The sequence below is a fragment of the Chromobacterium sp. S0633 genome (assembly GCF_024158805.1).
Taxonomy (GTDB): domain Bacteria; phylum Pseudomonadota; class Gammaproteobacteria; order Burkholderiales; family Chromobacteriaceae; genus Chromobacterium.
Genome location: NZ_JAMZGH010000064.1, coordinates 1 through 19,816 on the forward strand (window position 1 = coordinate 1; position 19,816 = coordinate 19,816).

The window sequence follows — 19,816 nt, forward strand, 5'->3', positions numbered from 1 at the left end:
GCCTTGGCCTCGTCGCCCGCGGGGGCCTCGGCGTCTGCGTCTGCGTCCGCCGCCGGCGCGGCGTTCTGCCCGTCCATCAGGCTGGCCAGCAAGGCGCTGGCGAAGTCGCCGCCGGACGCCGGCGCCGCCGCGTTCGGGTCCAGCAGGGGATCGGCCGGCGCGGCGTCGGCGGGCGTTGACGCGCCGCCGGCGAGAAGATTGGGGGGCAAGGATACGTTCATGCTTGATTCCAGTCGCTGACTTCGGCGTAGGCGATTTGCGCGTCGCGCTGATGGCTCAGCGCGGCGATTTTGTCTTGTAGTTCCGCGGAGTCGGCGCGGCAGACTTCCAGCGCGTCGCGGTAGGCGGCGCGCAGAGCGGCGCGCGCGGCGGCGTCCAGCGCCTGAGGCTGGGTGCGCAGCAGCTCGGCCAAGAGTTGGTCCAGCGCGGCCAGGCGCTCCCAGTCGCGCTCGGCGCAGGCGCGGCGGATGGCGGCTTCCAGCGCGGCCGGATCAGGCGGCTTCATGCTGGTCCCGCACGCCTATCCAGCCGCCCTTGAGCTTGATCAGCAGCTGTTCCGCCTCGTCCAGCGCCGCCACGTCCAGATTGACGCTGGCGTGGTAGAGCCGGTAGGCGCAGTAGTCGTAAAGCCGCGCCAGATTGGTGACCACCTCGCCGCCGGAATCGAAGTCCAGCGCGCTGGACAGGCCGTTGAGGATGTTGATGCACTTGCTGATGCTCTCGCCCTTTTGCTCGTAGCGCTGGTTTTCCAGATGGCCGCGCGCGCGCGCCATTTCTTCCAGCAGGCCGTCGAACAGCACCAGCACCAATTGCACCGGCGAGGCGGCGTGGGTCTGCGCTTCCAGATTGACCGCGTGATAGCTGCGGTAGGCGTCGTATTCCACGTTGTCGTGCTCCTGTTCTAATTCAATAGGCGGGAGGGAATCCCTCCCGCCGAATTCTGTGCGGCCAAGCAAACCCGGGCTGGATTCAGAAGGACAGCATGCCCAGAGTCTTCTGCATGTCTTCCTGCATCTTCTGCAGCTGGGTGAACTGCGTCAGGTAGCGCTTATAGCTCTGGTCGTACTGGGTCTTCAGCCGCAGCTGGCGGCTATCCAGATCTTTCTGGATGCGGGATTCGGAATCCTTGCGCAGCTTGAGCAGGCCGCTGCTGCCGTTCAGCCATTTGTCCAGGTAGTCGCTGCTTTGCTTGACCACGCCGTTCTTGTTGTCGCCGTTGACGAAACGGTCCAGCGCGTCCGGCTTGTCCTTCAGGGTGTCGTTCAGCTTCTTGCTGTCCAGGCTCAGGGTGCCGTCGCGGTTGGCCTTGATGCCCAGCTGGTTCAAGGTGATGCCGTCGTATTCCTGACGCAGCAGGCCGTTGATGCCGTCTTTCAGGCTGCGGATGCCGGAGTCACTGGCGAAGGGGCCGCCGGTCTTGCCTTCCTTGCCCGGAGCGGACAGATCGGAGATGGCGCTGGCCAGCTTGTTGTAGCTGTCGACGAAGCCTTGCACATTGCCGACGGTGTCGGCCTCGTTGCGCGACACCGACAATTGCAGCGGGGTATCGCCCGGCTTCATCGCCTTGCTGATGGTCAGGTTGACCCCGTCAATGCTGTCAAAGGTGTTGGACGCCTGCTTCATCTGCACGCCGGTGTCTTTATTGCCCAGCCAGACGATGGCGTCCTGCCCCTTGGTCAGCTCCTTGGGGCTGGCGAGGCCGCTCTTCAGGCCGGCGTCGCTGACCTGGCTCAGGTCCAGCGTGACGACGCCGCTTTCGCCGGTCTTGCCGGAGGACATCACCAGCTGGCTGGCGCCGCCGTTGTTCAACACCATGGCGTTGACCTTGCCGCTGTTGCCGCTGGCGCGGTTGATGGCCAAAGCCAGCTCCGACGGAGACAAATTGCCGTCGCCGTCGCGGTCCGCGCTGCTGAGGTCCACTTCAAAGCTGTCGCTGCCCTGGCGGATGGTGATCTTGTCGCCGGCCTGGGCCTTGGCGCCGGACAGGCTGCCGAAGGACAGCTGATGGGCGGTGGCCACTTGTTCGATGAACAGCGAGTAGTTGCCCGGCTGAGCGTTGCCCTTGGCGCTGACGCTGCCGAAGCCTTCCTGGCTGATGCTGGCGCTCATCGCCACCAGGCTCTTCTTGGTGGTGATGCCACTCAGCGCGCTGCGGTAGTCTTGCAAGGCCTTTTGCAGCTTGTTCAGCGCGTCGCCGCGCGCCTGCGCCGCCTTGCTCTGATTGTCCAGCTGGTTCTGGGCGTCTTGCAGATACAGGCTGGCGGCGTTCTGGGCCAGCGCCGAGGGCGGGGTCTTGCTGAAATCGATAGCCATTTAGAATCCTTTCGCTGTACGCGGGCCGGAGCGCGGTCGGCGCGCCGAGATGAGATCGCCGGTATTGAGATCGACGCTAATGACTATCCCTTGCGACCGCCGGCCGGCTTTTCTTGAGCCGCCGTGAATAATCACGCTCCGCGCAGCCAGGCTTGCCCGGCCAGTTCGTCGGTTTGCTTCTGTTCTTTCTTCAGCCGCAGGCGCAGCAGGCTTTCCGCCGCCTGGTCGCGCACCTGGACCATCACTTCGCGGCGCAGGCTGGCTTGCAGCAGCGCGCGCTGGCTGACCGCGGCGTCCGCCTCGGCCAGTTGCAGATCCTGCTGCTGCGAGGCCATCAGGCCCAGCAGCGCGCCCTTGTAGTCCGCGCAGTTGCGCGCCAAAGCCGGGTGGCCGGCGTCGGCGCTGGCGCCGCTCTGGCCGCAGAGCTCGCCCATGCGCAAGATGTTGCGGCGGTAGCGTTCCTGCAGCTGGCGCTTGCCTTCCACCTCGCTTTGCAAGCGGTCCACGTCCTGCTGCCGCAATTGGACCATCAGGCCCAGGCGGCGCACGTCTTCGGGCTGGCTCATGTCGCGATCATCTCCATCAAACCGTTGCGGCTGTCTTCATAGCTCGCGGCCTCGGCCGCGCCCTGGCGCAAAAAGGCTTCCAGCCTGGGCATCAGCCGCACCGCGCGGTCGGTGTCCGCGTCGGCGCCGGCGACATAGCCGCCCAAGGGGATCAGGCTGCGCACTTCCTGGTAACGGGACCAGGCGCCGCGCGCGCCGCGCGCCGCCTCCGCGTGTTCCGCCGCGGTCAGCTGGCTCATGCAGCGGCTGACCGAGCGGCCGATGTCGATGGCCGGATAATGGCCGCGCTCGGCCAGTTCCCGCGACAGCACGATGTGGCCGTCCAGGATGGCGCGCGCGGTGTCCACCACCGGGTCTTGCTGATCGTCGCCTTCGGCCAGCACGGTGTAGATGGCGCTCATGCTGCCGGCGCCGCCCTCGCCGTTGCCCGCGCTCTCCGCCAGCGAGGGCAGGAGACCGAACACCGACGGCGGATAACCGCGGGTGGCCGGCGGTTCGCCCAGCGCCAGCGCCACTTCGCGCTGAGCCATCGCGTAGCGGGTCAGCGAATCCACCAGCAGCAGCACATTGCGGCCCTGGTCGCGGAAATGGGCGGCGATGGTGTGGGTCAGTTCGGTGGCCTTCAGCCGCATCAGCGGCGATTCGTCGGCCGGCGCCACCACCAGCACCGCCTTGGCCAGGCCGGCCTCGCCCAGCGAGTGCTCGACGAACTCCCGCACTTCGCGGCCGCGCTCGCCGATCAGCCCCACCACCACCACGTCGGCTTCGGTGTGGCGGGTGATCATGCCCAGCAACACGCTTTTGCCGACGCCGGAACCGGCGAACAGACCGACGCGCTGGCCGCGGCCTATGGTGAGCAGGCTGTTGATCGCGCGCACGCCCACGTCCAGCGGCGCGGACACCGGCTGTTTTTTCAAGGGATTGACTTGCGGCGGGTGGGCGGCCAGCGGCTGTTCGCCGCCAAGACGGCCCAGGCCGTCCAGCGGCTCGCCCAGGCCGTTGACGATGCGGCCCAGCCAGGACGGGCCTATCATCAGGCCGCCGCCGTCGGCGGCGGGCAGCACCCGCGCGCCGGTGCTCAGCCCCACCGGCTTCTTGAACGGCATCAGGTAGGAGACTTCGCGCTTGAAGCCCACCACCTGGGCTTGCAGCCAGCCGCCGCCGGTGGTTTCGATCACGCAGCGCTGGCCGGTTTCCAGCGGACAGCCCACGCTTTCCAGCAGCAGGCCGGACGCGCCCACCAGGCGGCCGCTGACGGTGGCCACCGGCACCTCGGGCAGTTCCAGCCGTCCCAACGCCTGGCGCAGCATGGCTTAAGCCTCCGCCTCGGCCGCCGCCGGCTCGTCGGCGTCGTGTTGCAGTTGTTCGCGCACGGTGGCGATGCAGGCCTCCAGCCGCTGCTGACAGCCGGCGTCGGCCTCGGACTCCGGCGTGCGGATCCGGCATTCGCCGTGCGGCAGCTGCGCGTCGGCCACCAGGCGCCAGCGCGCGGCGCGCTCCGGCGCCAGTTCGCGGATGCGCTGGCATTCTTCGGCGTTGAGCAGGATTTCCACCTCGTCCTGCTGGTATTGGCCCGGCGGCAGCGCGGCCAGGGTTTCGTCCACCAGGTCCAGGATCTGCACCGGCTTGAGCGCCAATTCGCAGCGGATCACCTGGCGCGCCACCTTGGCCACCAGTTCCACCACCTCGTCGCGCATCGCCGCCTGGTATTCCTCGCTGACGCGGCGCAGTTCGGCCAGCGCGGCCTCCAGCGGCCGGCCCAGGTCGGCCAGCTCGGCCAGGGCTTCGCGGCGCGCGGCCGCCTGCCCTTCCTGGCGGCCCTGCTCCAGGCCCGCGGCGTAGCCGGCCTCTCGGCCGGCGGCTTCCCCGCTGGCCAGGCCTTCGTTGTAACCGGCGTCCATGCCCTGACGGAAGCCGTCGGCGGCGGAGGCCTGGATCTGGGCGGAGTCCTGCGCGTTCAGCGGCAGGTCCAGCGCGCTGTGGATCAGCGGCGGGAAGCGGAAGGGGCGCCAGGCCTTCACTCGACCACTTCCTCTGGGAACAGCTGCAGGTCGATTTCGCCGGCCTGGGCCAGCTGTTTGACCTGAGCCATGATGTCGGCGCGCACTTCTTCCACGCGGCTCAGCGGCACCGGGCCGGAGCGGCGCATCATCGCGTCGAAGTTTTGCGCCTGACGGCGCGGCATGGTCTGGACGATGGCCTCGCGCACCGCCGGCTCCGCGCCCTTGAGCGCGATCGCCCATTGCTCCAGCGGAATGTCTTCGCTGATGCGCATCAGCACGGCCTCGGTCTGACGCGACAGGATGAAGAAGTCGTACATGCGGGTTTCGATTTCCTCGACGATGTCCGGATCGTGGGCGCGCAGCAGTTCCATCATGCGCTGGCGGTCGCCCGGCAGGCGGTTGAGGATGTCGGCGGTCTGCTGCATGCCTTCCACCGCGGTGCTCTGGGTGTGCAGGCTTTCCAGACAGCGGTTGACCAGTTCTTCCAGCTCTTCCAGGAGCTCGCGGTCCACGTCCTTGAGCCGGGCCACGTTGACCAGCACGCTGTCGCGGCTGTCCGCCGGCAGCGCGTCCACCACCTGGCCGGCCAAGGCCGGCGGCAGGAAGGCGAGGAACACCGCCTGCATGCGCACGTGTTCGCCGGCGATGCGGTCCGCCAGCCATTGCGGCGACACCCATTGCAGCCGCGCCATCTTGGGACGGATGGCGTCGCCGTAAATGGTGTCCAGTACGCTGTTGGCGATGTCGCTGCCCAGCGCCAGATCCAGCGAGCGCTTGAGGAAGGCGCGGCTGGCGCCGTGCACCCCGCTCTGCTCGCGGTATTCGTCGAAGAATTTCTGAATCGTGGTCTTGACCGCGTCCACCTTGATGCCGCTCATGCCTGACATCGCCTGGGTCACTTGCAGCAGTTCTTCGCGGCTCAGGCAGCGCAGCACGGCGGCGGCGGGCTCCTCGCCCATGCACAGCAAGAGCACGGCGGCCTGCTCGATGGTGTTCATCGCTTCGGCGGCGGGCGCGGCGGCGGCCGGCGGCAGGGCCGGCGCTACGGCGTTATTGGTTTCGTCCATTTTTCTGCACCCATTGTTTGACGACTTCGGCGACGCGTTCCGGCTCTTTGGCGGCCAGGCCCTTCAGGTGGTCGACCAAGACGTCGACGCTGGAGCCGGCCGGCGGCAGATCGTAATTTTCCAGCAGCGGCACCACTGGGCTGGCGCCGGCGCCGGCCGCGGCCAAGGCCGCCGGCTGCGGCGCGGAGGACAGCTGCGCCTGGCGCGCGGCGCGCAGGTCGGCGCCGTCCATCAGCGGATCGGGTTTCAGTTCCAGCGCTTCCGGCTGCTGGTATTCGCGCAGCTGACGATCGGTCAGCTGGCGCAGCATCTTCAGCAGCGGACGCGCCAGCAGCAGGTAGGCCAGCAGCAGGCCGAAGGCGTAAACGGCCCAGCGCGCGGCTTCGAACCAGGTGTCCTGCTGCATCCAGATCGGTTCCGGCTCGGACAGCGCGGAGAAGTTGAGCGTGGACACCGCCAGGGTGTCGCCGCGCTCGGCGTGTATGCCCAGGCCGTTGCGCAGCACCTTGTCGACATTGGCCAGTTCGGCCGGCTTCCAGCCGCCCTTGGCCGGCGCGGCGGCCTGGTTCAGCACCACGGCCACGCTGAGGCGGCGCAGCGTGCCGCGCGCCTTCTTGATCTGGGTGACGCTGCGGTCGTAGGCGTATTGGCGGGTGACGGCGTTCTTGCTGTTGCCGGCTTTTTCCGAAGCTGGGCCGGAGGCGTCGGTGTTGACCGGGCGGTTGCTCAGCGAGCCGGGCACGCCCAGCGCCATTTTCTCGGTGGAGGTTTCCTCGCGCGAGGCCTCGTTGGTGACCTTGGGCGCCTCGCCGTATTTCTCGCGGGTTTCCTCGACGCGGTCGTTGTCCACGTCGGCGGTGACGCTGACCTTGAAATTGTCCTTGCCCAGCACCGGGGTCAGCAGATCGCGGACGTTTTGCAGCGCTTCCTCGCGGAAGCGGCGCGCGGCGTCGCTCTCATTGCCGCCCAACACCCCGTCGTCGCTCAGGTCCACGCGCGAGGACAGCAGATTGCCGGCCTGGTCCACCAGGGTGACCTGGGACGGCGACAGCGTGGACACGCTGCCGGCCACCAGCTTGATCACCGCGGCCACTTGCTCGTTGCTCAGTTGCTGGCCGGGCTTGAGGGTGACCACCACCGAGGCGGAGCCCTTGTCGTTGACGGCGCCGACAAAAGACGTGGCGCGCGGCAGCGACAGATGCACGCGCGCGGCGGACACCGGCTCCAGCGCCAGAATGCTTTGCACCAGCTCGCCTTCCAGGCCGCGGCGGAAGCGCACATCCTGGACGAACTGGCTGACGCCCAGCGGGTCGTTCTTGTCCAGCAGCTCCAGGCCGGACGGCAGCTGCGCCACCACGCCCTTGGCCGCCAGCTGCATGCGCACGCGGCCCAGCTGGCTGTCCGGCACCAGCACCTGGCCGGTTTGCGGATGGATGCGATAAGGGATTTTCTCGGCGTCCAACACCGCCATCATGTCGGCGGCCACCACTTTTTCCTGGGCGCCGAACACCGGCTTGTAGCTGGCGTCGTCGCGCCACAGCCACAGGCTGATCATCACGGTGAGGCCGATGGCCAGCGCGACGATGGGCAGCGCCAGGCGCAGGGAGGGTCCGGAAACGGGCCAACGGCCGCCCAGACGGGTTTGCACGGCCGCGACGCCGCTGCGGAAACGATTCAACACGGGCATGGTCCTCGCGGCTTACAGCTGCATCTTGATCAAGTCGTCCACGGCGCCCACCACCTTATTGCGCACTTGCATCAGCATGGAGAACGACAGGCTGGCTTCCTGGCTCATCAGCATGGCGCCGACCAGGTCGTCGCTCTTGCCGCTGTCCACATCGGCCATTTTTTCGGAGGCGGCGCGGTTCTGCGCGTCCACATCGCGGACGGCGGCGCCCATGGCGTCGGAGAAGCTGGCGGCGGAGGCCGGCTCTTCGCTGTGTTGCGGCGGCGCAATCGGCGCGCCGCGCGCCATCCCGGCCATTTCGCCGAGCATTTGCTTGCGGTCGGCATGAATCATCAAACCCAGGTTGGTCGCCATCGGAAATCCTTGTCGGGCGGTGCCCGTTATTATTGAGTGGCCAATCAAGGCCGGTTTCACGTCTGCGGCCCGCCGCGCGGCGGCGAGCGTATCGAAGCGGCAGCCCCGAGATGAGGACTTGTAACCATGCCATCATCCTGACGCCAGGATACGAGCGGCGATTTTAAACTTTATGCTTAAACCAACAGCCGTGAATTTTCACAAACTCTGACGTGAATTTTCCCCCTTTACCCAACGGCGGCAGCCAGTAAGATGCACACTCCATAAGGTTTAGCCTGCCGTTTGCCTCCGTCCGCGAGCCGCGAATTTAGTACCTTCTAGTACAGTTCGCCTCCAGCGCCGCAGAGGGCGGGCCGGCCTTGATGAACACCAGGACGCCGCGGTTTAAGCGCCGCGCCCCTGCCGTCGCCCGCGCGCGCCGGCCGGGCGCGCCGGCGGCGCCAAGCCCACGCCTTCACCGAGAATCGAGATGCCAAGAGCCAGAATCATTTCGCAGCATGACGGCGCCCAATTGCCGGCTCTCGACCTGCGCACGCTGGGACGACCGTTCCATCTGCTGCCCGTCTTCGGCAAAGCCCTGCAAGAAGAGCTGGCGGATTTCCTGCAGCAAGAATTGAACCGCCGCTACCACGCGCGTTTCCACATCCGCGCGCTGGAACAGGCGCAACCGGCCGCCGACGAGCGCCGCTGGCTGTGGCACGCGCTGGACGGCTGCCAGCTGGGCAGCCATATCGAACGACCGCTGCTGCTGCGCTTGCTGGACTACCGCTTCGGCGCGCCGACGGCGCAGCCGGACGCCGACGCCGCCGCGCCGGCGGAGACCGAAACCGAACGCCGGCTGGCGCGCAGCCTGGCGGAACGGCTGCTGCCGCGGCTGCTGCAATGCGTTTTGCGCCTGGACCGCCAGGCCGGCGGCCTGCCGCCCGGCCCGGCCGACTGCGCGCTGCTGCCCTTCGTGCCGCCCGGCACCGGGGTCTGGGAGATACGCCTGGACATCGGCGACGGCGAGCACGCCGTCGGCGCGCTGCGCCTGCAACTGGACGCCGCCTGCTTCGAACGGCTGCTGAAAAACCTGTCCGGCCGCCGCGACAGCGCCGACGCCCAGGCCGCGCCGGCGGACACCTTCCGCGACCGGCTGCGGGTGCGGCTGCAAGCGCGGCTGCTGGATCGCGAAATGGCGCTGGGCGACATCATGGACCTGCGCCCCGGCAGCGTGCTGCCGGTGACGCTGCAGGCCAGGAGCGAAGTGCTGGTCGGCGCTTCGCGGCTGTTCGACGCCGAAGTGGCCGAGCAGCACGGCAAGCTGTGCCTGACCGGCTTTGTCGCCAGCGAATGACTCCACAAACACAGAACAAGCAAGGATTAGCATGGACTTGAACGACGATTTCGACCTGGGCGGCGTGCTGGACGGCCTGGACGGCCAGAACGACGCGGACGCCAAGCCGGCGGACGACGCCGCGGCGCGCCGGCCGCAACGCGACATGACCCAGTTCCTGCGCAAGATCCCGGTCCGGCTGACGCTGGAAGTGGGCGGCGCCGACATCTCGCTGGCCGATCTGGTCAATATCGAAAACGGCTCGGTGGTGGAGCTGGACAAGCTGGCCGGCGAACCGCTGGACATCAAGGTCAACGGCACGGTGATCGGACGCGGCGAGGTGGTGGTGGCCGGCGAGAACTACGGCCTGCGGGTGGTGGAGCTGAACGATCTGGAACTGGACAGCCTGGCCTGATGGGACTCTTGAAGAAGTTGCGCCCCCTGCTGCGACCTGGCCTCATCGCTACGGGGCTTTGGGCGCTGGCCGCCGCCTGTCAGGCCGAGCCGCTGAAGCTGCTGTCGGCCAACGCCGGCGGCACGCCGGTGGATTTCACCATCAAGACTCAGATCCTGATCCTGATGACCTTGCTCGGGCTCTTGCCCGTGCTGGTGCTGATGATGACCAGCTTCACCCGCTTCATCATCGTGCTGTCCCTGCTGCGCCAGGCGCTGGGCCTGCAGCAGGGCCTGCCCAACCGCATCGTCACCGGCGTGTCCCTGATCCTGACCCTGCTGGTGATGCGGCCGGTGGGCCTGGAGGTGTGGAACCATGCCTTGCAGCCCTTCGATCAGGACAAGATCACCATGCAGCAGGCGCTGGAGATCGCGCAGAAGCCGATCAGCCGCTTCATGCTGGCGCAAACCAGCAAGACCGCGCTGGCGCAGATCGCCAGGCTGTCCGGTGAGGAAAAGATCAGCAATCCGCAGGACCACGCCTTCGCGGTCAAGCTGGCCGCCTTCGTGCTGTCGGAGTTGAAGACCGCGTTCCAGATCGGCTGCATGCTGTTCATCCCCTTCCTGGTGATAGACCTGGTGGTGTCCAGCGTGCTGATGGCGATGGGCATGATGATGCTGTCGCCGCTGGTGATTTCGCTGCCGCTCAAGCTGCTGCTGTTCGTGCTGGTGGACGGCTGGTCGCTGACGGTGAACACCCTGGTCACCTCGATACAGGCTTATTGACCGCGCTCTTGAGAATGGACTTCCCATGCTGACTCCCGACATCGCCGTCGACATCGTCAACGACAGCCTGCGCGTCGTCGTCACCCTGGTGGTGTTGCTGATCCTGCCCAGCCTGATCGTCGGCGTCATCGTCAGCCTGATCCAGGCCGCCACCCAGATCAACGAGCAGACGCTGTCCTTCCTGCCGCGGCTGCTGGTGACCTTGCTCACCATCGCCATCGCCGGCCACTGGATCACCGGCTTCCTGATGGATTTCTGCGTGGCGATGTTCCAGCGCGCCGCCGGTCTGGTCGGATAGCCGTGACCGGCCTCTACGCCCAGCTGCTGGACCTGATCCCGGCCTTCTGGTGGCCGTTCTGCCGGCTGATGGCCGCCTTCAGCGTGGCGCCCTTCATCGGCGAGGGCATGGTGCCGGTGCGGGTGCGCATCGGCCTGGCGCTGGCCTTGTCCGCCGCCACGCTGCCGGCCACCCTGCCGCTGCCCAAGCTGGACCTGTTCTCGCTGGCCGGCGTCGCCGCCAGCATCGAGCAGGCGGTGATCGGCCTCGTCTTCGGCCTCGCCTTTCAGCTGGTGCTGGCGGTGCTGGCCGTGCTCGGCTTCCTGGTGTCCTCGCAGATGGCGCTGTCCATGGCGGTGATGAACGACCCCGGCAACGGCAACTCTTCCGATGTGGTGTCCAGCCTGCTCTACCTGCTGGGCGCCATGATCTTCTTCTCGCTGGACGGCCATTTGCTGCTGATCCAGGTGGTTTACGCCAGCTTCCAGGCCTGGCCGGTGGGCGGCGGCGTGCCGGCCGCCTCGCTGTCCATGCTGGCCGGCGGCGTGGCCTGGGTCTTGTCCGCCGCCATGCTGCTGGCGCTGCCGGCGGTGTTCGCCACCTTCGTGGTGCAGGCCGGCATCGGCATGATCAACCGGGTGGCGCCGTCGCTGAACCTGTTCTCGCTGGGCTTCCCGCTGATCACCTTGTTCGGACTGGGCACGCTGGGCCTGGTGGCTCGCTTCATCCCCCAGCAATACCTGAACCTGAACGAACAGATGCTGCGCCTGCTGGACGGCATGCTGAGGGCCGGCCATGGCTGAGGGGCGCGGCGGCGACAAAACCGAAAAGGCCACGCCGCACAAGCTGCGGCAGGCGCGCAAGCAAGGCCAGGTGCCGCGCTCGCGCGATCTGGCCGCCGCGCTGGGCCTGTTGTTGGCGCTGAAACTGGCTTTCTGGCTGATGCCGCAGTGGCTGGACGAATTCCGGGAATTGTTCGCGCTGGCCTTCGCCCCGCTCTCCGGCAGCGGCGCGCTGGACAACAGCTGGTCCAAGCTGTTCGCCGGCACCTTGCTGCTGCTGGTCAAGATGGTGCTGCCGCTGGCGGTGATTCCGCTGTGCATGATCGTGGTTTCGCTCTATCCCGGCGGCTGGGTGTTCAGCCTCAACCATCTGCAGCCCAAGCTGGAGCGCTTCAATCCGCTGGCCCACTTCGGCCGCATCGCCTCGGCGCGGCACGCCAGCGAGATCGGCAAATCCATCGCCAAGGCTCTGTTGCTGGGCTGGGTGCTGTACCGGCTGAGCCAGAGCGCGCTGGAAGACTTCTTCGCCTTGCAAGGCGCGCCCTTCGCCACCGCTCTCGCCGGCAGCGCCGAGCTGCTGATCAACGCGCTGCTGACCCTGACCGCGGTGTTCATGCTGTTCGCGCTGATCGACCTGCCGCTGCAAATCCTGCTGTTCATGAAGCAGCAGAAGATGAGCAAGCAGGAAATCAAGGAAGAGTACAAGAGCACCGAGGGCCGGCCGGAGATCAAGCAGCGCATCCGCCAGATCCAGATGCAGATGGCCCAGCGCGGCGTGCGCAAGGCGGTGCCCACCGCCGACGTGGTCATCGTCAACCCCGAGCACTACGCGGTGGCGCTGAAATACGATGAGGAGCGCGCCGAGGCGCCCTTCATCATCGCCAAGGGCCTGGACGAGATGGCGCTCTACATCCGTCAGGTGGCTCAAGAGCATCAGGTGGACATCGTGCCGCTGCCGCCGCTGGCGCGCGCCGTCTACCACACCACCCAGGTCAACCAACAGATCCCCGCGCCGCTGTACCGAGCGGTGGCGCAAGTCCTGACCTATGTCATGCAACTCAAGGCCTTCCGCAACGGATCGCGCCGCAGCCAGCCGCGGCTGCCGGACGATTTGCCGATCCCGCGCGACATGGCCGATCCCAGAACCGCATCATGAACGCTTTCACTCGACTGCTGGCCGACATCGGCCGCCACAAGATCGCCGCCCCGCTGTTTTTGCTGGCCATACTGGCCATGGTGATGCTGCCCTTGCCGCCGATGGCGCTGGACATGCTGTTCACCTTCAACATCGTGCTGGCCATCATCGTCATCCTGGTCAGCGTCTCCGCCAAGCGGCCGCTGGACTTCTCCGCCTTCCCCACCATCATCCTGGCCACCACCCTGCTCAGGCTGTCGCTGAACGTGGCGTCCACCCGGGTGGTGCTGCTGCACGGCCATGAGGGCACCCACGCCGCCGGCCGGGTGATCGAGGCCTTCGGCCAGGTGGTGATAGGCGGCAACTTCGTCGTCGGCATGGTGGTCTTCGTCATCCTGATGATCATCAACTTCATGGTGGTGACCAAGGGCGCGGAACGGATCTCGGAAGTGTCCGCCCGCTTCACCCTGGACGCGCTGCCCGGCAAGCAGATGGCCATCGACGCCGACCTCAACGCCGGCCTGATCAATCAGGAGCAGGCGCAGCAGCGCCGCCGCGACATCGCCACCGAGGCCGATTTCTACGGCGCGATGGACGGCGCGTCCAAGTTCGTGCGCGGCGACGCCATCGCCGGCATCCTGATCCTGATCATCAATCTCTTCGGCGGCGTGGCCATCGGCGCGCTGATGCACGGCCTGTCCGCCGGCGACGCCTTCCGCCAGTACGCGCTGATGACCATAGGCGACGGCCTGGTGGCCCAGATCCCGGCCCTGCTGCTGTCCTCGGCCGCCGCCATCATCGTCACCCGCATCAGCGACGACGGCGACATGCAGGAGCAGGTGGGCAAGCAGATGCTGGCCTCCCCCACCGTGCTGATGAGCGCCGCCGGCATGATGCTGGTGCTGGCCGCCATCCCCGGCATGCCCTGGCCCACCTTCCTGGGCTTCGCGCTGCTGCTGGGCTTCGTCGCCTGGCGGATGCACCGCCGCCAGCAAGTGCTGCCGAACCAGCCGGACCCGGCGCTGGCGAAAAGCGCGCTGGCCGGCGACGCCGACATCGAACTGGAATGGGGCGCCCTGCCCTATGTCGACACCCTGGGCGTCAATCTGGGCTACAAGCTGGTGTCGCTGCTGGACAAGAGCCAGGGCGCGCCGCTGGCCAAGCGCGTGCGCGGCGTGCGCCAGAGCCTGAGCGAGGTCATGGGCGTGCTGATGCCGCCTGTGAACCTGCGCGACGACCTGCGCCTCAAGCCCTCGCAATACGCCATCCTGCTCAGCGGCAACACCGTGGCCGAGGGCGAGGTCTACGCCGACCGCCTGATGGCCATCCCCTCGCCGGAGCTGTACGGCGAAGTGGACGGCATGCCCGGCGTGGACCCGGCCTACGCGATGCCGGTGACCTGGATCCTGCCCGACGACAAGAGCAAGGCCTTGGGCCTAGGCTATCAGGTGGTGGACTGCGCCAGCGTGGTGGCCACCCATCTGAACAAGGTGATGCGCGAGCATCTGGCCGAGCTGTTCCGCCACGACGACGTGGCCGCCATCAACGAGCGGCTGTCGGCGCTGGCGCCCAAGCTCGCCTCCGCGCTGAACCAGGCGCTGCCGGCGCCCTTGCAGCTCAAGGCCTACCGCCAGCTGCTGACCGACAATGTGTCGCTGAAAGACATCGGCCCCATCGCCAACGCCCTGCTGGACGCCAGCGAAAGCAGCAAGGACCCCATCATGCTGGCGGCCGAGGTGCGCTGCGCGCTGAAACGCCAGATCGTGCAATCCATCCTGGGGCCGCGCGGCGAGATGAAGGCCTTCAATCTGTCCGCCGATCTGGAAAACCTGCTGCTGGGCGCGCTGAGCCAGGCGCAGCAAACTGGCAAGCCGCAGCTGGACAGCTTCCCCATCGACCCCAACGTGCTGCAGCAGCTGCAGGCCAATATGCCGGTGGTGCGCGACCAGATGAAACAGCTGGGCCACGCGCCCATCCTGCTGGTGATGCCGCAGATCCGCCCGCTGCTGGCGCGCTACGCGCGCTTGTTCGCGCCGGGCCTGCACGTGCTGTCCTACAACGAAGTGCCGGAAACCCGCGAAGTCAGCCTGACCGGCACCCTGGGCTGAGCGCCCGCCCACGATCAAGCCCGCCGCGGGCGCGCGTCGCCGCGCCCGCACGCTCTTCGCATGATATGCGAAATTACAACACCCTCCGCCTCAAGCCGTCCGCCTCCGCCCAAGCCGCCATCCGCCCAATAAAATCAAACATCTAGCCGCCATTCACCGGCCAAGCCTTACTAGGCCACAGGCATAACACAGCTCGAATCTGTACCAAGGAACAGGTTTCAATCTGTATGCCCAATTTTAAAATGAAAACCTTTTTTGCATTTTCAGCGAAAATTTTTCGCAAATTTTGCAAAAGCTGACTAATATCGGCTAAGTAGAAACCCCAGCGTCGACGTGCCCGCCCCTGCCCGGAAGGCCATCCGCCCTCCGCTCGCCGCCGCCGATAATGAAGAAAGACAGCAGCCCTCCGCCCGCGCCGGCGGCAAGCTGCGGATCAGAACGACCCGATAGTCGCCCTACTCCAAAGACATGCAAATGACACAGAACAAGCCAACCACTGAAATCATCAACGCCAATATCCGCACGCATCTGGAACAGCGCGGCCTGGCGGAGTCGCAACAGGTCAGCCTGATCGAGGAAGTACTGGGCCTGAGCGCGTCGCAAACCTACCGCAAGCTCAACGGCAGCAGCCAGTGGCAGTTGGGTCAATTGGAGAAGCTGGCGCAATACCTGGGCCTGCCCACCTCCGAGCTGTTGGTGTCGCAAGACAACCGCCGGCCGGTGCGGGTGCCGGACGCCGACCTGATCCCGGCCATCCTCCACCTGACCGACCACACCGAGGAAGCCCATTGCTGGATACAGCTGGGCGACGTGGTCCAGGACGATTCCATCTCGCCGCTCTTGCTGGCGCGCCGCCAGGGCGACAGCTGGCATGTGTATCCGGGCAGCCACGACCGCTGCATCAACGGCCACGAAGTCACGTATCTGGCGGTGCAGCCGCCCAAGCGCGCCAACAACAAGCGGCTGCTGGTGGCGGTGCTGGACGATATGGACGCCGACATCCTGGCGGCGGTGCTGGTGCGCCAGGGCCTGTTCGCCCTGCCCTACGAGTCCCCGTCCGAGCTGCTGGCCGCGCTGCCGCACGAGGAGTTCGACGCCTTCGTGCTGGACTGGGTGCTGGGCGACGACGATTGCATGAAAGTGATAGAAACCATACGCCAGCGCTCGGCCACCGTGCCCATCATCGTACTGACCGGCCACGCCGAGGAATACGAATCCGCCTTGCAGCAGGCGCTGCGCATCCAGGGCGTTTACTACATCGGCAAGCCCACGCCGGGCTCCATCCTGGCGCTGCAGATCACCAATGTGGTGACCGCGGCCCACGATCTGGAAGTCTGAGCAGACCCGCTCCAGCCGCCGCGCGCCATGAAAAAGCCCTGGATCTCCAGGGCTTTTTTCTGTCCGGCCATGCGCCGCCGCGTTCAGCCGCGTCTGGCCACCACGTCCAGCATCTGCCGCAGCTGGCCGGCGTCGAAGGGTTTGGCCAGGATGCCGGCGAAACGCTGGGCGCGCGGATCCTGAAACGCCTCCGGATAAGCGCTCATGCCGACGACGGCGGTCTGTTCGGCGCGCCGGCCGCTCCAGGCCCGCTCCGCCACCTGATAGCCGCTGTCCGCGCCCAGATGCATGTCCAGCAGCACGGTGTCGAAATCGGCCCGCTCCAGCGCCTGCTCGGCCAGCGCCGCCGTCTCCGCGGTGGCCACTTGGTAGCCGTCGCGCTGCAGCAGCTCGGCCAGGGTGTCGCGGATGTCGGCGTCGTCGTCCACGATCAGCACCGACTGCAGACCGGCCGACTCCAGCGCCTGCACCGGCAGGCGCACGGTGAAGCAGGCGCCCTTGCCCTCGGCGCTGTCCAGCTCAATGCAGCCGCCGAACAGATTGACCAACTCCTTGACGATGGACAGGCCCAGGCCGCAGCTGCCGGCGCGGCGGTGCTTGCCCTGGATGAAGGGCTGGAAAATGCGCTGCTGATACTCCAGCGGAATGCCCACGCCGGTGTCGCGCACCTGCAGCACCAGTTCATGGTGGCCGGTGGCGCGCAGGCAGGACACGCTGACCGTCACCGCGCCGCTGTCGGTGTAGCGGATGGCGTTGGACACCAGATTGCCCACCACCTGGCGCAGCCTGACCTCGTCCAGCACCACCTTGGCCGGCAGCGGCCCGGCCTGGTAGTTCAGCGCCAGGCCCTTGGCGTCGGCCAGCGGCCGCATCACGTCCATGGTGGCTTGCAGCACCTCGGCCAAGGGCATGGGCTGCGGATTCATCCGCAGCTTCATATTGCGGATGGCGCTGATGTCCATGATGTCGTGCACCTGGGCCGACAAATGCGACACGCTGGTTTTCAAACGCTGCAAGGCGGTGCGCGCGGTCTTCTGGCCGTCCGCCACCGGCTCCAGCAGCTCGATGCACACCTGCATGGACTGCAAGGGCGAGCGGATCTCGTGGCTCAGCGTGGCCAGGAAGGTGGTGCGGTCCAGCTCCATCGCCACCGTGGCCTGATGCGCGGACTGTTCCTTCTCCAGCAAGGCCTGTTTGGCGCTGGCCAAACGCTTGACCGAGCTGTAGCGCGACAACAGCAGGATGACCGCGCAGATCACGCCCCACAGCACCGATTGCAGATACAGCACATTGCTGCGCTGGCGGTCCAGGTCCTCCAGCCGCTCGGTGCGGCTCTTGACCTCGGCCACCCTCGCCTCCACGGCGAAGGCCATCAGTTGCGGCCGCAGCAGATCGATGCGCTCCAGCAGCGCCGGCGCCGAGTCCAGCGCCGGGTGGCTGAAGGCGGGGTCGTTGAACAATTGCTGGTAATCCGCCACCAGGGTGTCGAAGCCCTTCACCTGGCGCAGCAACATCTGCACCCGCACCGGCGCCGGTTCGGCAAACACGTGGAAACGGCTATTGGCCACTTCCAGCCGCCGCAACAACTCGTCTTGCTTGATGCGGCCTGCCTGGAAACCCACCAGCGCGGACTTGGCGCGCTCCATTTCCAGCTGGAACTGCGCCACCGACCAATACAAATCCTCGCTGCTATTGGCCACGGAATTGACCTTGCCCAGCTGGCTGATGCTGTAATACATGCCGCCGGCGGCGGTGATCAGCACCAGCAAGCCCACCCACAGCATGCGCCGGCCCTCCGGCCAGCCGCCCCAGCCGGAAATCAGCCGCCGCAGGCGGCTGAGCCAGCCCGGCGCGGCATCGGACGACGCTTGATTGTCCTGGTCCATCAGTTCACCACCAAACCGTCTATCTGCCAGATCAGCTTGGCGTCCAGCGCCGGCCCCTTGGCCGAATCCGGCATCTGCTCCAGCGGATACATCAACCACAAAGGCCCGTAGCGGGCCACGTTCATCGGCTGCTGATTGAAGCGGCGCGCCAGGATGGCGCGATACTTGACCAGCTCGCTGACCGGAATGGAATAGGTATAGTCGTTGAGCGCCACGAACTGGGCCTGGTGGCCGTAGGCGCCCACTTTATTCAGAATGTCCCGCACCAGCGGCCCGCTGAAGGTGGCCTTGGGCGTCCAGCTGGTGGCGGTGACCAGCGAAGTTTGCGGCAAGGCCATCAGCGCGCTCTCGCGGAACTCGTACACGCCGCGCGCCGAATCGGTGAAATGGCTGATCTTGCCCGACACCACCAGCAAAACCGGATCGTCGCCGGCCCGGCACGCTTGCGCCAGCAGGGCGAAAACCAGCAAGCAAAAGACTCTCTTCATCTTGGCCAACGCTTCACTTGATTGAAAAACCGTACCGCCGCGCGCTGCTGGGCAACAGCCGGCGGCAGTTGAGAACCCGTTCGCGATCCGCGGGCCGCTTCGGCCGCGGCGCCCGTTTCGCGGGCTTGCCCCGCGGGATGGCGAACAACTTCTAAAAAAAATCGGCACTCGGGACCGGTGCCGCTTCGCCGCCGCAAACGGCGCCGCCCGCGGGCGGCCCGTTCTGGCGGCCGGCTTACTCTTCCAGCAGACGCTTCACCACGTCCACGTATTCCTGCTTGGCCTCGTCGCTGCCCTTGCCTTTCAGCTTTTCCCAGGCGTCGAATTTGGCGCGGTTGATGAAGTCCATCATGCCCGGGCGCTCGCCGGCGGCGTCGCCTTCGGTCGCCTGCTTGAACAGCGCGTACAGCTGCAACAGGGTCTGGTTGTCCGGACGCTCGGACAGGGTCTTGACATCGGCCTGAGCCTGGGTGAACAGAGTCTGCAGATCAGACATGGGAATTCCTTTGTTGAAGACCGGGACGTTCGTACGCCCCTGATTGGAGATGTTAGCCTCCGGCAAGCAGCGCCGGAGAGCGGAATTTACCACGAACCCGCGCCCTTGGTCAGCCGCCGGCCCGGCGTCCGGCCTCAATTTTGTTCCACCGGCCCGCTCCAAGGCCGCCCTGGCCCGGGAGAGCCTTGAACAGGCTTGAGAACGTGTTCGCGATCTCGCGAGCTAAGGCGAGACAAGGCGAAAACGTCTGAGAAAGCGGAGTGCGCACGCGGCGCATGAGCCTTTCGAAGGGGCGCTCACCGTGCAACGCCCCGCGACGCGCGGCAGATCGTAAACCGCTTCTAAGGCCGGCTCGGCGCCGCCGTTTCCGTCAACGGCGCCGTCTCCAGCAGAATTCGTTTATAGCTCTTCACCGCAATGCCGTCTTTGCGCGCAGGCAAGAAGCGCGCGCGCCGGAACGGCTCCAGCTGCGCGTCGCCGTCCGCCGGCGCCGCGCCCGCCCATTGCGCCGCGTCCACCCCGCCCTGCTCATTGATATAGACGCGCAGCTCGAACACCGGCGGATCCCCAGGCATATCGGCCAGTATCGGCGGCACGATGGGCTCCAGCGGCTCCGCCAGGCGTTCCAGCTGTCCGGCCGGATAATAAAGGTCCAGGCCCAGCCGCTGCGGCAGCCCCTCATCGGCGGCGGCGGCTTGCTCGCCGTTTGCCGCCGGCGCGGAGGCTTCCGGCGCGGGGGCGGACGCGGACGCCGGCAGCGTCTCCTGCCGCGGCGCCGACGCCTCCGCCAAGGCTTGCGACGCCCCGGGCCCGGTCATGGCC

20 protein-coding genes and 2 pseudogenes are annotated in these 19,816 nt (G+C 66.8%); 8 read left to right on the plus strand and 14 right to left on the minus strand.

Annotated features, from left to right (window positions below; translation table 11 throughout):
- The 10 genes and pseudogenes from NK214_RS23085 to NK214_RS23130 all read right to left on the minus strand — a co-directional run.
- Nucleotides 1-221, minus strand: a pseudogene (locus NK214_RS23085) (hypothetical protein); the annotation flags it as partial.
- Complete coding sequence (locus NK214_RS23090) at nucleotides 218-505, minus strand: ABC transporter substrate-binding protein (protein ID WP_235087531.1); 288 nt, start codon at nucleotides 503-505, stop codon at nucleotides 218-220. The pseudogene NK214_RS23085 and the gene NK214_RS23090, both read right to left, overlap by 4 nt.
- A complete protein-coding gene (gene fliS / locus NK214_RS23095; RefSeq protein WP_048407819.1) occupies nucleotides 492-884 on the minus strand; it encodes a flagellar export chaperone FliS in 393 nt (130 codons plus the stop codon). Before fliS ends, NK214_RS23090 begins: the two co-directional genes overlap by 14 nt.
- Before the next feature lie 85 nt (nucleotides 885-969).
- The gene (fliD, locus tag NK214_RS23100) at nucleotides 970-2,313 is read right to left on the minus strand and encodes a flagellar filament capping protein FliD (RefSeq protein ID WP_107798663.1); all 1,344 of its coding nucleotides are present in this window, start codon (nucleotides 2,311-2,313) and stop codon (nucleotides 970-972) included.
- A gap of 131 nt (nucleotides 2,314-2,444) precedes the next feature.
- Nucleotides 2,445-2,879, minus strand: a complete 435-nt coding sequence (fliJ, locus tag NK214_RS23105; protein ID WP_081575891.1) for a flagellar export protein FliJ — start codon at nucleotides 2,877-2,879, stop codon at nucleotides 2,445-2,447.
- On the minus strand, nucleotides 2,876-4,189 hold the full coding sequence (gene fliI / locus NK214_RS23110) for a flagellar protein export ATPase FliI (RefSeq protein ID WP_107798662.1): 1,314 nt from the start codon (nucleotides 4,187-4,189) through the stop codon (nucleotides 2,876-2,878). The genes fliJ and fliI overlap by 4 nt, the downstream gene beginning before the upstream one ends.
- Nucleotides 4,190-4,192: 3 nt before the next feature.
- On the minus strand, nucleotides 4,193-4,900 hold the full coding sequence (fliH, locus tag NK214_RS23115; RefSeq protein WP_107798661.1) for a flagellar assembly protein FliH: 708 nt from the start codon (nucleotides 4,898-4,900) through the stop codon (nucleotides 4,193-4,195).
- Entirely contained in the window at nucleotides 4,897-5,949 is a 1,053-nt protein-coding gene (locus NK214_RS23120) for a flagellar motor switch protein FliG (protein WP_048415757.1), read from the minus strand. Before NK214_RS23120 ends, fliH begins: the two co-directional genes overlap by 4 nt.
- On the minus strand, nucleotides 5,933-7,630 hold the full coding sequence (fliF, locus tag NK214_RS23125) for a flagellar basal-body MS-ring/collar protein FliF (protein ID WP_227104209.1): 1,698 nt from the start codon (nucleotides 7,628-7,630) through the stop codon (nucleotides 5,933-5,935). Before fliF ends, NK214_RS23120 begins: the two co-directional genes overlap by 17 nt.
- 18 nt (nucleotides 7,631-7,648) lie before the next feature.
- On the minus strand, nucleotides 7,649-7,990 hold the full coding sequence (locus NK214_RS23130) for a flagellar hook-basal body complex protein FliE (protein ID WP_107798659.1): 342 nt from the start codon (nucleotides 7,988-7,990) through the stop codon (nucleotides 7,649-7,651).
- A gap of 469 nt (nucleotides 7,991-8,459) precedes the next feature.
- Between NK214_RS23130 and NK214_RS23135 the strand changes: the two genes are divergently transcribed.
- The 8 genes from NK214_RS23135 (at nucleotide 8,460) to NK214_RS23170 (ending at nucleotide 16,124) form a co-directional block, all read left to right on the plus strand.
- Entirely contained in the window at nucleotides 8,460-9,326 is an 867-nt protein-coding gene (locus NK214_RS23135) for a FliM/FliN family flagellar motor C-terminal domain-containing protein (protein ID WP_107798658.1), read from the plus strand.
- Nucleotides 9,327-9,357: 31 nt separating this feature from the next.
- Nucleotides 9,358-9,720: a flagellar motor switch protein FliN gene (gene fliN, locus NK214_RS23140; protein WP_107798657.1), complete on the plus strand. Its 363-nt coding sequence runs from the start codon at nucleotides 9,358-9,360 to the stop codon at nucleotides 9,718-9,720.
- Entirely contained in the window at nucleotides 9,720-10,484 is a 765-nt protein-coding gene (fliP, locus tag NK214_RS23145) for a flagellar type III secretion system pore protein FliP (RefSeq protein WP_371926309.1), read from the plus strand. Before fliN ends, fliP begins: the two co-directional genes overlap by 1 nt.
- Before the next feature lie 25 nt (nucleotides 10,485-10,509).
- A complete protein-coding gene (gene fliQ / locus NK214_RS23150) occupies nucleotides 10,510-10,782 on the plus strand; it encodes a flagellar biosynthesis protein FliQ (protein WP_043590304.1) in 273 nt (90 codons plus the stop codon).
- Nucleotides 10,783-10,784: 2 nt separating this feature from the next.
- Nucleotides 10,785-11,564 (plus strand): flagellar biosynthetic protein FliR, encoded by a 780-nt coding sequence (gene fliR / locus NK214_RS23155; protein WP_253315627.1) that lies wholly within the window; start codon nucleotides 10,785-10,787, stop codon nucleotides 11,562-11,564.
- The gene (gene flhB / locus NK214_RS23160; RefSeq protein WP_107798655.1) at nucleotides 11,557-12,699 is read left to right on the plus strand and encodes a flagellar type III secretion system protein FlhB; all 1,143 of its coding nucleotides are present in this window, start codon (nucleotides 11,557-11,559) and stop codon (nucleotides 12,697-12,699) included. Before fliR ends, flhB begins: the two co-directional genes overlap by 8 nt.
- On the plus strand, nucleotides 12,696-14,786 hold the full coding sequence (locus tag NK214_RS23165) for a flagellar biosynthesis protein FlhA (protein WP_253315628.1): 2,091 nt from the start codon (nucleotides 12,696-12,698) through the stop codon (nucleotides 14,784-14,786). Before flhB ends, NK214_RS23165 begins: the two co-directional genes overlap by 4 nt.
- Nucleotides 14,787-15,260: 474 nt before the next feature.
- The gene (locus NK214_RS23170) at nucleotides 15,261-16,124 is read left to right on the plus strand and encodes a helix-turn-helix domain-containing protein (protein WP_158274251.1); all 864 of its coding nucleotides are present in this window, start codon (nucleotides 15,261-15,263) and stop codon (nucleotides 16,122-16,124) included.
- A gap of 83 nt (nucleotides 16,125-16,207) precedes the next feature.
- Here the strand turns inward: NK214_RS23170 and NK214_RS23175 are convergent, their stop codons facing one another.
- From NK214_RS23175 to NK214_RS23190, 4 genes and pseudogenes are all read right to left on the minus strand, one after another.
- Complete coding sequence (locus NK214_RS23175) at nucleotides 16,208-18,010, minus strand: hybrid sensor histidine kinase/response regulator (RefSeq protein ID WP_253315629.1); 1,803 nt, start codon at nucleotides 18,008-18,010, stop codon at nucleotides 16,208-16,210.
- Nucleotides 18,010-18,480 (minus strand): molybdopterin-dependent oxidoreductase, encoded by a 471-nt coding sequence (locus NK214_RS23180; protein ID WP_158274250.1) that lies wholly within the window; start codon nucleotides 18,478-18,480, stop codon nucleotides 18,010-18,012. The genes NK214_RS23175 and NK214_RS23180 overlap by 1 nt, the downstream gene beginning before the upstream one ends.
- Before the next feature lie 253 nt (nucleotides 18,481-18,733).
- Nucleotides 18,734-18,994 (minus strand): acyl-CoA-binding protein, encoded by a 261-nt coding sequence (locus NK214_RS23185; RefSeq protein ID WP_019101840.1) that lies wholly within the window; start codon nucleotides 18,992-18,994, stop codon nucleotides 18,734-18,736.
- Nucleotides 18,995-19,335: 341 nt separating this feature from the next.
- Nucleotides 19,336-19,816: pseudogene (locus NK214_RS23190) on the minus strand (hypothetical protein); the annotation flags it as partial.

Bases quoted from the DNA above. Each gene is read 5' to 3' on its own strand.
- NK214_RS23175 (WP_253315629.1), bottom strand. From the start codon at position 18,010: ATGGACCAGGACAATCAAGCGTCGTCCGATGCCGCGCCGGGCTGGCTC.
- fliP (WP_371926309.1), top strand. From the start codon at position 9,720: ATGGGACTCTTGAAGAAGTTGCGCCCCCTGCTGCGACCTGGCCTCATC.
- NK214_RS23120 (WP_048415757.1), bottom strand. From the start codon at position 5,949: ATGGACGAAACCAATAACGCCGTAGCGCCGGCCCTGCCGCCGGCCGCC.
- NK214_RS23165 (WP_253315628.1), top strand. From the start codon at position 12,696: ATGAACGCTTTCACTCGACTGCTGGCCGACATCGGCCGCCACAAGATC.
- fliD (WP_107798663.1), bottom strand. From the start codon at position 2,313: ATGGCTATCGATTTCAGCAAGACCCCGCCCTCGGCGCTGGCCCAGAAC.
- flhB (WP_107798655.1), top strand. From the start codon at position 11,557: ATGGCTGAGGGGCGCGGCGGCGACAAAACCGAAAAGGCCACGCCGCAC.
- NK214_RS23135 (WP_107798658.1), top strand. From the start codon at position 8,460: ATGCCAAGAGCCAGAATCATTTCGCAGCATGACGGCGCCCAATTGCCG.
- NK214_RS23130 (WP_107798659.1), bottom strand. From the start codon at position 7,990: ATGGCGACCAACCTGGGTTTGATGATTCATGCCGACCGCAAGCAAATG.
- fliN (WP_107798657.1), top strand. From the start codon at position 9,358: ATGGACTTGAACGACGATTTCGACCTGGGCGGCGTGCTGGACGGCCTG.
- fliJ (WP_081575891.1), bottom strand. From the start codon at position 2,879: ATGAGCCAGCCCGAAGACGTGCGCCGCCTGGGCCTGATGGTCCAATTG.
- NK214_RS23170 (WP_158274251.1), top strand. From the start codon at position 15,261: ATGACACAGAACAAGCCAACCACTGAAATCATCAACGCCAATATCCGC.
- fliQ (WP_043590304.1), top strand. From the start codon at position 10,510: ATGCTGACTCCCGACATCGCCGTCGACATCGTCAACGACAGCCTGCGC.
- fliI (WP_107798662.1), bottom strand. From the start codon at position 4,189: ATGCTGCGCCAGGCGTTGGGACGGCTGGAACTGCCCGAGGTGCCGGTG.
- NK214_RS23185 (WP_019101840.1), bottom strand. From the start codon at position 18,994: ATGTCTGATCTGCAGACTCTGTTCACCCAGGCTCAGGCCGATGTCAAG.
- NK214_RS23090 (WP_235087531.1), bottom strand. From the start codon at position 505: ATGAAGCCGCCTGATCCGGCCGCGCTGGAAGCCGCCATCCGCCGCGCC.